At 42.0% G+C, this 12,603-nt stretch carries 7 protein-coding genes and 1 pseudogene; 2 read left to right on the forward strand and 6 right to left on the reverse strand.

Features of this window, described 5'->3' with window-relative positions; translation table 11 throughout:
- Window positions 1-5: 5 nt before the first annotated feature.
- Window positions 6-780: pseudogene (locus tag RM049_RS26700) on the forward strand (DUF4351 domain-containing protein); the annotation flags it as partial.
- 98 nt (window positions 781-878) lie between these two features.
- On the opposite strand, the gene RM049_RS26705 reads toward RM049_RS26700, so the two are convergent.
- The 6 genes from RM049_RS26705 to RM049_RS26730 all read right to left on the reverse strand — a co-directional run bounded on the left by RM049_RS26705 (window position 879) and on the right by RM049_RS26730 (window position 8,531).
- Window positions 879-2,144: a hypothetical protein gene (locus RM049_RS26705; protein WP_322706307.1), complete on the reverse strand. Its 1,266-nt coding sequence runs from the start codon at window positions 2,142-2,144 to the stop codon at window positions 879-881.
- 15 nt (window positions 2,145-2,159) lie between these two features.
- Complete coding sequence (locus tag RM049_RS26710) at window positions 2,160-3,377, reverse strand: decarboxylase (RefSeq protein ID WP_322706308.1); 1,218 nt, start codon at window positions 3,375-3,377, stop codon at window positions 2,160-2,162.
- 25 nt (window positions 3,378-3,402) lie between these two features.
- The gene (locus RM049_RS26715) at window positions 3,403-5,238 is read right to left on the reverse strand and encodes an asparagine synthetase B family protein (protein WP_322706309.1); all 1,836 of its coding nucleotides are present in this window, start codon (window positions 5,236-5,238) and stop codon (window positions 3,403-3,405) included.
- A gap of 5 nt (window positions 5,239-5,243) precedes the next feature.
- The gene (locus RM049_RS26720) at window positions 5,244-5,867 is read right to left on the reverse strand and encodes a DUF3859 domain-containing protein (protein WP_322706310.1); all 624 of its coding nucleotides are present in this window, start codon (window positions 5,865-5,867) and stop codon (window positions 5,244-5,246) included.
- Between the two features lie 303 nt (window positions 5,868-6,170).
- Window positions 6,171-6,425, reverse strand: a complete 255-nt coding sequence (locus RM049_RS26725) for a hypothetical protein (RefSeq protein ID WP_322706311.1) — start codon at window positions 6,423-6,425, stop codon at window positions 6,171-6,173.
- A gap of 291 nt (window positions 6,426-6,716) precedes the next feature.
- Complete coding sequence (locus RM049_RS26730; protein WP_322706312.1) at window positions 6,717-8,531, reverse strand: ShlB/FhaC/HecB family hemolysin secretion/activation protein; 1,815 nt, start codon at window positions 8,529-8,531, stop codon at window positions 6,717-6,719.
- Window positions 8,532-8,738: 207 nt separating this feature from the next.
- Between RM049_RS26730 and RM049_RS26735 the strand changes: the two genes are divergently transcribed.
- Window positions 8,739-12,603: glycosyltransferase (locus tag RM049_RS26735; protein ID WP_322706313.1), on the forward strand; the 3,865-nt coding region annotated here is incomplete at its 3' end.

Below are 12,603 nucleotides of genomic sequence, written 5' to 3' on the forward strand. Positions count from 1 at the left end.
GGGATTCTCCTTTAACAAAACAAAGCACGAATTTAGAAACACTAGGATTATTAGGAAGATTTGCCGCTACAGCAGCCATTTTTGAACCCTTCCGTAACGCTGCATCGAAAGAAGAAATTTGTGATTGTCTGTTAAAATTATTAGAAGTTAAGGGGTGGATTACAACGTCAAGCAAATCGCAATAAAACTTCCATTTCAGAATTAGAACTTCCCAAATTATGGATACTCACCCCAACAGCATCTACAACGCTGTTGTCAGGATTCGGTGCTACTCAAAAGGTAGATTGGCTACCTGGAGTACATTTTATCGCAGAGTATTTGCGGACTGCGATCGTTGCGATTCACCAGTTACCGCGCACCCAAGAAACTCTGTGGTTAAGAATTCTCGGTCGAGGAACAGTACAAAAACAAGCAATAGATGAATTAGAAGCACTATCATCAAATCATCCATTTCGCAGAGCAACGCTAGAATTACTTTATAACTTGCGGCAAAACTTGCAAGTTAATCAAAATTCAGAAGAAGACGATCGGGAGTTAATTATGCGATTAAAACCACTTTATCAACAAGATCGGGAACAAGCTGTACAAGAAGGAAATAAGCAAGGCGAACAACGCTTAATTATACGTCTACTAAATCGCCGTTTTGGTGAGATTGATTCATCTACTATTGAGCGAGTTCAAGGATTATCTATTGAACAATTGGAGGCGTTAGGAGAGGCTTTGTTAGATTTTTCAGCTATTGCTGATTTAGAAGCTTGGTTAAACCAACAAATTAAATAAATCTAATTTGTAAATCAATTAAACAAATTTTATGTGAGACTGCACTTTATTCATGTAGGAGCAAGTCATGGATTGCCCCTACAATTGAAAGGAGAATACTAACCAAAACTTTGAACAACGTACATATCATTTCCTGTATCACCGACTAAAAGCAAGCTACTGTCATCGGTTTCTAAAGTTTGGCTGCCAGCAATACCCTTTTGTAGAACTTTAATTATTCTTTGGGGAGTGAAAGATTCCAATTCTACAAATTTTCCCGATTCTAACCATGCTAATTCTTCAGCAGATAAACTTTGACGTATTTCTTCAGGCAATTGTTTAGCTGCTTGCGCCGACTCTGGAGAGGTTTGAATGAACATTCCGCGCTTCGTAGCAATAATTTGACGTGGCGTTAATCCGATATCAATAATTGCAATCTCGCTATTGAGAAACCAATTAGCGTTGGTTCTCAAATTATGAACTAAAGCAATTCCTTGTGGATTGCAATCATGCAGTGCATAGACTTTTAAATCGGGATTGCGCCGCAGCATTTGCATTGTGGTGTCAAAAATGCTTTGGGGATATCCAGTAATACTAAGAATTGCACAGTTATTTTCAAAGTGGAAATTATTAGCGATTAATAGTTGAGCAATACTAGCAGTGTCACAAACGACTAATCTATCAAAACTGTAAGCTGTTACGTCAGGATTAATCGTGGCTGGTGTATTTTCCTGCTTTGGTGAAGGAAGAATTTTGAGAATGGAACCATTTATTTGCTGCCAGCGATTTAGCCAATCGTTAATCTGAGATTCAGAAATTAAAAAGTCTTGTATTAATAATTGAATTCGCCCTAGCTGTCGAGTTCCTAAATATATAGGTAGCATTCCCATAACAACAAAAATTACAAACAATCTAAATGAATTTAAGGGAAGACTGAGTAAAACTCCGATAAAGAGGATTATTACTCCTATGATTTGTAAATTCCTCGCATTCTGTTTGCGATTTACAATATTGAGTTTAACTGATTTGCTACTTTCATGAAAAAAAATAATAAATGCTAGATTTACTACTAACGGTAGGAAAATCGTTATTGATGTAACCAAGTTGATAAATATAAAAGGAACTAGCCAGCTAAATCGTGAAATTGACTTTGAGGTTTTTCTTAAACGATTTTCTAGAAAATAAAGTAGTTGTTTGGGTGTAAAAAATAAGGTATTATTTGCAGAAATGTCAGCGATCGCCTTTGCAAAAAAAGGATCGGTAATCTGAACATTACTCATACTAGTCGGTTCAAAAGCAAAGGGATGATTGCATTTTATACACCGACCTTGATTAGCTGTCCGGTCTTTTAGTTTATTGTCAGTTCCGCAGTTAATACACTTCATAATGGTTATTTGATATTAGTTATCTAACACCTGATTTGTTAATAAAACACTGTAATCTTCGCGCCGACGAATCAAGCGATGTGTGTCATTTTCTAGCAAGACTTCCGCCGGCTTGGGACGGTGTAAAAAGTGAGACGACATAGCATAACCATAAGCACCGACATCTAAAATGGCAACGAGATCGCCAATTTCTAGCGCCGGGAGTTGGCAATTTTTCCCCAGATAATCTCGTGAATATGTGGTATTACCACAAATATCAGTTGTGAATGGATTGTCTGCTTGTTTCCAAGTAATAATTTCTCGGTAGCCGCCGTGTACTGAGGGTACTGAAAGATTGGCAACGGTGGTATCAACTCCGACAATCTGTTTTTCTCCTTGCCATTTTACCGAAACAACTTGAGCAAGCAAAGTTGCACATCCAGCGATCGCACTTCGTCCCGGTTCAATCACTAAATCAATTTTCCGCCCTAAACGAGTAATTCTCTCGGTTAACTCAGCCCCAAATATTTCCCAGTCAAAGGCTGTTTTGTTGTGGTGATAAGGATAGCCAAAACCACCACCAAAATCTAAATATTCCCAATCAGGTAACTTTTGTGCTGTGGCGATTACCGTATCAATTACTTGGGTAAAAGCGGCTGTGGCATTAGTTCCCGTTCCTCGATAGAAGTGTAAACCACTCAGCTTTAATCCCACCTCAGCAGTTAAAGCGATCGCATCACCAAATTCTTCTGGACGTACACCAATACGGCTATCTCCGGTAATTTCTGGCAAATTGAGACGTAAACCAAGGCGAATAGATTTCTCTCTGTGTTTGGGCAAAACTTCACAGCACAATTGCAACTGAGCAAGGCTATCGAGATTGAGTGTTGTAACTCCCCAATTTAGGGCTTGTAGCATCTCAGCCTGATTCAAATTACTGCCGCTATAAACAATCTCGCTAGGATCGAAACCAGCTTGCAATCCCAGATAAATATCTCCTGGCGTATTAGCGTGAAGTCCCCATCCAAAGGAGCGAAAAATTTTTAACAGCGCAACGTTGCCATTAGTAACACTTGCAAACCGAAATTGCGTGCGCGGATAACCGACTGCTTTGCTAATCCGCTCAATAGTTTCGCGCAAGCGATCGCCATTATAAACATAAAGCGGAGAACCATAAGTACTCAGTAACTCCTGAGCAAATTCTTTAGAGAATGGGAGATTAAAACGATTATGAGTTAAATTATTTGATACCATTTACCAAAAATACTAATAAAGTAAATTACGAATTACGAATTATTTTGTAGTTTCTCCATAGCCAACGATGTAACCAAAAGGGATGATCCCAAGAGTGTTTAGTTATTTCTTCATTTAAAACGTGCGATCGCCAAAGTTGCCACATAATTAGTAACCAGAGTGTTTCACCAATTCGACGGCCTTGAATAGCTGCTCCTAGTTTGCCTTCAACGATTTGTGCTGCGATGTGAGGATAAAAATGGTTGTTGGCGCGAAGTCTTTCTGGATTGAGCCAAATACCGAGTTGATGCCAAAAATCATTTAAACACCAAGAAGTTAAAGGAACCCCCATACCCCGTTTTTGTCGCCAGACAATTTCGGGCGGAAGCCAGTTTTCTACAGCCCGTTTGAGGATATATTTTTCACAAGCACCGTGTAAGCAGAGTTCTCCAGATAAACGGAATGTCCACTCAGCTAGAGGTAAATCACAAAAAGGCGATCGCACCCACAACCCATGAGCAAACCCCAATGCAGTTGCACGGGGATGGATATTCTGCGCTCCTTTGAGCATCAAATTAGCACGGCGGAGGCGATGCAGCAAAGATGGACATTCATTGCGATCTAAAGCTGCCAATAGCCAATCTTCAGGATGCAAATTTTGGATCTGTGCATAGATATCTGGTTGATAAACTTGAGATTCGTATCCCCCAAGACGGTGAAAGGTGCGGAGATATTGCTGGATAAAAGTTTCCTGTCCGGCGGGATTTTCTGCTTGATAAACACCTGCGGCAATTAAAGGTTTGTTCGTCCAACCAGCAAATAATTGATCTCCACCTTCGCCGTTAAAAATTACCTGAGTTTCCTGACTCGCTCTCTCAGATAGGAGATACAATGGCACACACACCCCATCTCCAAAAGGCAAATCTAATGCTTGCACAGTCGGAATTAAAGCATTCTCAATCGAACTTGGGGTTACTGCAACTTTAACAAGCGGAATTTTGAGAAACTCGGCGACTTGTTCAGCATAGAGATATTCTGGAATACCTGCGTTCCCAAAATCTAAAGTGTAAGCGTGGACTTTCACCCCTGCTTGTACCAGCAGCGCCGCCACCACTGAAGAATCGAGTCCGCCAGAGAGAAATACCCCGACAGGCTCATCCTTTAAATCTGCAATTTGTCGCTCAATGGAGTTTTTAAGGAGAGTTTGCAATTGGGTAATTGCTGTAGCTTCATCTGTTAACTGTTCTGGTGCTTCCCGCCACGAGTGGATGTTTTTAGATTTAGGTGTTTGCAGCTTACCTGATTGGCGATCGCTCTGCCAAACTAATTCTGTCCCCGCCGTCACTGCAAACACTTGATTAATAGGAGTTAAGGGTGTGGGAACGTAAGAAAAACAGCTATAGCCATATAACCCAGCAATACTAACTTCTGACTGTGGCAAAATCGGTAAAAGTAATTGCAGTTGAGATGCAAACCAAATAACTTGTCCTTGCACAGTCCAATACAAAGGAACTCTTCCGAAAGCTTCCCTTCCCAAAACTAAGCAGTTATTTTCCTGGATTACCCAAGCATCGGGTGAATTAAATAATCCTGATGCAAAGATGGCAGCAATTTGATTTTGTTGCAGTGTGGGATTGCCATCAATTTCTATGTAAACAACATTCCAGATGGGAAGAGAATAATTTTCCTGTGCAGAAAACTGACTTTTCAGACCTAACCCCCTAACCCCCTTCCCTACCAGGGAAGGGGGAAAATTCAAAGCCTCTCCCCTTGTAGGGGAGAGGTTTGGAGAGAGGTTTTCTACCACACTAGTTAACAGCGCTTCCAACTCCTGTTGAGCGCCGTAACCCCAATAGCCAAGAAAGTGATGCGGGATAACCATCTGGACTATTTAACTTCAAAGGTTTCATCGCTAATCTGCCGACCTTTTAGGAACATCTGCACTTTCCAATTGCCAACAGTTGCAGCTGGGTTAATAGTGTAGCGACACTGGGTATCCCAGACAGATGTATTAATTTCGCGGGTTTGATAGTTGTTTTGCTTGACAATTTGACCGCTTGGGTCAATCCAATTACAAGAGAGAGCCAGCTTTTTACCCAAAGGTGCATCCTTTAGAGTGACACGATACAACACTTCTGGATTGGTTTGGCGAGAAATTGTCTTTAAGTCGCCGCCATTATCTTGTATCAAAGTAATGCGGTCTTGTTGAGCAGAAACACGAGAAAGTGTAGAACTTTGCTGCTGCATGAAAAATATTGTCGATGCAATGACAATTACTACAATTGCCACCACTCCAGAGGTAATCCATCGATTCTGGCGTTGCTGTACTTCCAGTGCTTGGCGGCGATTTAGCTGAATCAGCGCTTCATCTAGTAACTCTGGCGGTAAATTCAACTCCTGTAAAATTTCTTTAACCTGCTGTTGGTCTAGTTCCGCTTCCCGACGCAATTGCAGACCTTCTACTTCTGTAACTATTTGTGATAATTGCTCTTGAGTCAGTCGCCGCGTCATAGCTTAACTCCTGTTGAAAAACTTTATGGCGATCGCTAAATCTCGCTTTTGTAGGTACATCATAAGCTACAAAATAAAGTTGTTGCTTTTCGGATTCTTTAAGAGATACTTTGTAACAACTAAAATTAATATGACATAACAGAATTGGTATTACCTGTAACAAGTAGAATTAACATAACGAAAAAGATACTTCTTGCAAAAGCCAAAAAACCGCCCTAAAATCAATTTATGGGCGGCTCAAGGATTTTTGCAATAGTATTTTTGCACTAAAGTTAAAAAAATTACCAATACCTCCTTTTTAGTTTAAATTTCTTCATTTCCGCCAATAGACAATTGTTTTTTGCTATGTTTCAACTCTTTCCAAAGTGACTTAATTTGCTGATAAGCCTCTTCCTGAGACAATTTACCCCCTGTTTCTAGGGAAGTGATGTAACTAATTCTTTGAGAGAATTCTTGGAGGTTGGCATTAAACACCAAATTCTCTGGCTGAAATTTACCATAATAGCGGCTACGAGGGTAAAGAAAGCTGTTTTTGTCTTGCGAGTTAGATTGTGCCATAACTTTTCTTTTATAATTCTTTCCTTCTTAAATTTATAAACTAAAACTTTCCCCTTTGTGTATATACACAGGATAAAATTCAAATTCCTGAAGAAAGAAGTTAATTTTTTAGTTCAATATTAGGATAAAGCAGAAGAACAGGTAATTAACTGTGGAAAATACTGAAATCAGTACCTCCTCTACTAAAATAAGTAAGTGAAATAGCATTTTGCTAATTAAACTCGACTTCCTCAAATACGGCTCAAATAATATCATGCCCGCAGAATTAGTTATGATTACCATAGCCTTTAGCTAGGGTTGATAGCGAAGGCTAAAGTAAAAGCCATCATCTTGAGCGTTATTACCACGATCGCTCAGATCGATAAATGGAAATCCATAATCTAGGCGCAAAAAGAGATTATCAATTCCCATTGCCTGATTCCATATTAATCCTAAGCCCGCGCCCACTAAAAAAGTTTGACTAGGTAGCAGATTCGGATTATTAGACTGATTCCAGACGGCTCCCATATCCACAAATGGCGCAAGTTGAATTGTGGATAATCCAGATTCATTGCGCTGTACTGTAAACCGATCTTCGATCGCTACCCGAAATCCATTATCCCCAGAACGGCTATTTTGGCGATATCCCCTTACAGATTGTCCGCCACCAATCACAAATTGCTGGGAAGGTAAAAGGCTATCTGGTGTAAGCTGCAAGTCTGCTTGGATGAGCAATAAATGATCGTTACTGAGTTGCTGCACGCGCTGTATTTGACCTAGCCAACTGAAAAAGCGACCATCGGGTATGGGGTCATTGTTGATAGTTGCGTTTAATATATCAACGCCAAAATTAAATTGCGATCGCAAAAACCAAGCTCCTTGAGGTTCGCGCTTGATATAATCTTGAGCAAATTTAATTACACTTGTACGACTAACGCCATTGGCATCAGGCCCAATGCCAAAGGGTTGTGCACGGTTATTAAAAATAAAAGTTTGACCATCTTGATAGGTAAATCCTAAAGATAAGGCAAATTCTTCTCTAGGCGATCGGATCAATGGTTGACGATAATTGATTTCATAAAGATCCTGGTTGGCCCGAATCCCAAAGGCATCAAAGGGTGACTCAGTAATTTCGTTGCGATTAAATGCCGCTCGAATCTGCACTTTCCCATTCATGGCGTTCACGGGAACCTGATAACTAAAATCAAAGACATCGGAACCACCAGAGAGTGTATGGTAATAGGAGCCAGCTAACTCATCTCCCATACCGATTAAATTGCGCGATCGCAATTCAACACCCAATCTTTGGGCGCCAATACTGGGAGGCGAATAATTATCTACACCCAAACTACCAATTAAAGTTTTTGCCTCTTCAACTCTGACAACGAGAATACTTTGACCAACCTTACCCGTTGGACGCAAACTCGCTTCCACGTTTTTGAACAGAGGATCTAGCCGCAGTAGCCTTAGTTGTTCTTCGAGCTTACCAGTATTCAGAGGGATACCAGCACCTAGTTGGATGCGACTACGAATATAAGATGGGTTTAATCGCCGCGTCCCTTGGATGTCAATCTCTGTCAAACGCCCTTCCAACACCTGAATTACCACAACACCATCTGCGGTACTAGATTGTTGAGTATCTGGAATTGCTCTGGAATTTATATACCCTTTATTTAGGTAAAGCTGGGTAACGGCATCGGCGGCTTGTCTGATTTCTTCTAAAGTCAAGTCCCGTCCTTCAAACGGTTTCACTACTGGATTAAAATCATTTTCCTGAAAAACTGTGCTACCTACAACCTGAATTTTCCGAACCCGAATGCGTTGTGGTGTTTCTGGTTGTGGGTTAGTTGCTGGAGTAGGTTCTGTTGACTGTACTATTTGTAACTCTGACTGACTGCTATTTTGAACCGAGTCCGGTGTAAAAATATTAGCTCTAGCTCTCAGTCCATTTGCAGTTACAATCCAGACCGCAGGCAGAATTAGCAAGCCGCACCGAAAGCTGAAACTGTGCTTACTGCATTTAGTAATAGCCAAGCTTTGCCAATTGTCTAACTGATGAGATAAATAGACAATTCTTTGCTGAGTCGTTGCTCTAGGCTGAACACCAGTTTCTGTTTCTTTTCTCATTTCTCTTCAGTGGAGTGCCTTATTTAACGACTGGGCTGATTTTGATTTTGGAGTATGGTATGGCTGTATGAGTATTTCAATATCATATTTTTGATATTCAAATTTCAAAAGATTTGTAACTAAAACTATAATTAACAGCGATTTCTTCTAAGTGATAGTCCCTAGCATTATATTGTGGTAATAGGTAGAAAACTTGGGAAAACTTCGATGTCACCACTGATTTCCATTGTCATCGTCAATTACAATCGGGAGTCTTACCTTCAAGAAGCGATCGCTAGCGTCTTAGCGCAGACATGGCAAAACTTTGAGTTACTAATTTGGGATAATGGCTCTACAGATGGATCGGTGGCGATCGCTCGCGCTTATGCTCAACAAGATGGGCGAGTGCGGGTGGTAGAGGCAGACAATCAAGGAGTTGCTGCGGCTTGTAAAGCAGCGATCGCCCAAACTAGCGGCACTTACATCGGTATATTAGACAATGATGATATCCTTGCCCCCACAGCTCTTGCTCAAACCGCTACAGTCCTCAATCGCTACCCAGAAACGGGATTTGTTTACACTGACTACTTAAATATCGATCCAAACGGCAAAGTTATCGGTTATGGCGATCGCTGTGACATTCCTTACTCTCAATCAGGTCTGTTGGTAGATTTCATGACTTTCCACTTCCGCTTGATGCGGCGATCGGTTTATGACCGAGTGGGAGGTGTTAACGAATTGTTCTCTTGCTGTGCCTATGATTATGATCTATGTCTGCGACTTTCAGAAGTAGCCCAAGTGCGCCGAGTCCAAGAGCCACTTTATTTCTACCGAAATCATTCTCAAAGCATCTCTGTTACCAGAAAAAAAGAACAAATACTCTGGTCGCAGAAGGCGATCGCTCAAGCACTTTGGCGGCGCGGATTAGCAGACAAGTTACAAATCGATGTAGAATTGCCCACAAGTCGCTTCATATTACGCTGCAAAAAATCTTTATTAGACCTCTTGCATAAATCAAAAATAAGAAAGAACCCCACCCCGCCAAAGCTGCGCTTTGTCTCCCCTCCCCGCTTGCGGGGAGGGGTTGGGGGTGGGGTGTTAGGGACTTGTACAAGAGGTCTATTGTCTAATATCGCCGCTTCAGCCTTAGTTATTGCCTCGCTGGTAAATCCCAAATTAGCCCAAGCACAACAAATAGTTCCTGCTGCCGATGGCACAAACACAATTGTGACTCCCAACGGCAATCGATTTGATATCACTGGCGGCACAACTTCAAGAGATGGTGCAAACCTCTTTCACAGCTTTCAACAGTTTGGAATTTCACCAGAACAAATTGCCAACTTTCAAGCTAGTCCGGCGCTGCAAAATATCCTTGGTCGAATTACAGGCGGGAATGCCTCGGTTATCAATGGTTTAATTCAGGTGACAGGTGGTAATGCTAACCTTTTCTTGATGAATCCAGCCGGATTTATTTTTGGAGCAAACGCTAGTTTAAATGTGCCTGGTGCTTTTACGGTGACAACAGCCAATGGTATTGGTTTTGGCAGCAGTTGGTTAAACGCTATCGGTGTTAATGACTACATAAATTTAGTTGGAAACCCCAACGGATTTGCCTTTAGTATGAACCAGCCAGGAGCGATCGCCAATGCTGGAAATTTGGTAGTAGGTGCTGGGCAAAATTTGAATTTATTCGGCGGTACTATAGTCAACACCGGGCAACTTTCAGCACCGGGAGGGCAAATTAACGTTACATCAGTACCAGGACAAAATTGGGTGCGTCTCAGTCAGCCAGGAAATCTGCTGAGTCTAGAAATTCAGCCCCTCGCCTCTAGTAGCACTCAACCCAACAACTGGACAGTTCCCATTGCCTCAATACCCGAACTGCTGACAGTTGGTAACACAGGCTTAACTGCCAATCCTGATGGAACTGTAAAATTGACAAATTCCAATGTGACAATTCCCACAACTCCAGGTACAACGATTGTTTCTGGGAAAGTGAATACAGCGAGTCAAACAGGCGGTACTATAACTGCTTTGGGTAAAAAAGTTGCAGTGATTGATGCCAATATTAACGCCTCTGGAAATAATGGCGGCGGTACTGTGCTAATTGGTGGCGATTATCAAGGTAAGGGGACTTTACCCAACGCAGATCGGACTTATGTAGACTCAAAATCCGTCATTAATGCAGATAGTAATTTGAATGGAAATGGCGGACGGGTAATTATTTGGGGTAACGACACAACCCAGTTTTTTGGAAAAATTTCGGCTCGTGGAGGAGCAAATGCGGGGAATGGTGGTTTTGTAGAAGTATCAGGCAAAAATTTCTTGACCTTCAACGGTTTGGTAGATACTTCAGCCGTCAATGGCCACTTTGGCACTTTATTACTAGACCCCAGCACATTGACAATTATCGATGGTGCAGCAGGGACAGGTGATTTTGATGCTACAGCAGGCAATATTGCCTTTGGCGATGCAGATATTGGGGTTAACACTGTTTCTTGGGGTGCGATCGCAGCTTCGGGTGCAAATATCAACTTACAAGCTACAGGCAACATTACCATCGATGACATCACCGGAGCTACGCCCTTGGTGACTACTCCTGGTGTCGCGACATTAAATTTGGGTGCTGGCGGTAGCTTCAGCCTCTCCTCACAAACTGGTTCTGTAAACTTTGTCAATCCCACCAACACAATCCAGACAACTGGGGGAGCGATTAACATTTCTGGAGCTAGTTTATCACTGGGCAATCTCGATACAACTACTGATTTTTCTGACAATAGTGGCAATGTTAACTTGTCTGCGACTGGCGACATCGTTGCGGGCAACATTATCGCCAGCGGCCAAGGCTACTTGGCAGGTAATATTACAGTCACAAGCAGCAGTGGTGGGATTACTCTAAATAATCTCGATACTAGCAACACTGAAGGGTTTAATACTATTAATACTGCTGGAACAGTCAGTTTGAGTGCCACAAGCAATATTCTCACAGGTAGAATTGATGCTTTTTCAAATAATGCTGATGGCTCAGGTCAGGCTGGCGATGTAGTTGCAACAACTACAGGCGGCAGTATTACCACAGAGGCAATTAACTCGTCTGTAGTCAAGGAAGGAGGTGGCGATTTTATCGGCACAGCTGGCACGATTAGTTTAACTAGCAGAGATAATATCACTGTGAATGATGCCATTAACGCCTCAGCAAGTGCGATCGGAGTCGATGGAACAGGAAATCTTACAAGTGGCAACGTTACTTTACAGACTACGAATACATCTGGTAGCAATATTCGTTTTACCAACATCAACACCCAGGCGATCGCAGACGATTTTGTTGATGGAAACACAGTTCAAGGTGGCAATGTGCAAGTGCTAACCAATGGACTTATTCAAGGAATCGGAACCGGTGAAGCGATCGCAACTGGTGGATTTTTTACTGGCGAAGGAGGTACTAACGTTCAACCTTTAGCAGGAGGTACTGTTAACATTCGCCATGATGGTGGCCCAAACAATGTAGATTTTATTGTCGGTGATGCAAGTGTCAATGGTACAGCAGGGTCAATTAATACAGGTGACAATTCAATCATCGCTAATAGCTTTCCAGTCTTGCCAAATGGTGGAGATGCTAGCGGTACACCAATCGGCATCACCATTACATCTGTCAACACACCGCCGACATTAACAGCAAACTCATCGCTACCCGATACCCAGACTAATCAACCTGTTACCTTAACGTTCTCTAGTTTGGCTCCACTGGTCAGCGATGTTAATAATGACATCACCTCCATCAAGATCGATGTCGTGAATACGGGAAACATCACTGTCAATGGCGTTCCCGTCATCCCTGGTGTTACAACCTTATCTAGCGGCGATACTTTGGTATACACACCTCCAGCAGATACAAATGGGTCGCTAAATGCTTTTGTAATTAGTGCAAATGACGGCGTTTCCTCTTCTGCACCTGTACAGATAGGAATCAACGTCAGTCAAACTCCTACTCCCAATCCTGAAACACCAAATCCTGAGACACCTAATCCTGAAACACCGAATCCTGAAACACCGAATCCTGAAACACCGAATCCTGAAACACCGAATCCTGAAA

Origin of the sequence: Nostoc sp. DedQUE04 (assembly GCF_034530995.1) — a bacterium.
Lineage (GTDB): Bacteria > Cyanobacteriota > Cyanobacteriia > Cyanobacteriales > Nostocaceae > Nostoc.

What these genes read in the sequence shown, in the direction of transcription:
- RM049_RS26705 (WP_322706307.1), bottom strand. Translation starts at nt 2,144, where the DNA reads ATGAAGTGTATTAACTGCGGAACTGACAATAAACTAAAAGACCGGACA.
- RM049_RS26710 (WP_322706308.1), bottom strand. Translation starts at nt 3,377, where the DNA reads ATGGTATCAAATAATTTAACTCATAATCGTTTTAATCTCCCATTCTCT.
- RM049_RS26715 (WP_322706309.1), bottom strand. Translation starts at nt 5,238, where the DNA reads ATGGTTATCCCGCATCACTTTCTTGGCTATTGGGGTTACGGCGCTCAA.
- RM049_RS26720 (WP_322706310.1), bottom strand. Translation starts at nt 5,867, where the DNA reads ATGACGCGGCGACTGACTCAAGAGCAATTATCACAAATAGTTACAGAA.
- RM049_RS26725 (WP_322706311.1), bottom strand. Translation starts at nt 6,425, where the DNA reads ATGGCACAATCTAACTCGCAAGACAAAAACAGCTTTCTTTACCCTCGT.
- RM049_RS26730 (WP_322706312.1), bottom strand. Translation starts at nt 8,531, where the DNA reads ATGAGAAAAGAAACAGAAACTGGTGTTCAGCCTAGAGCAACGACTCAG.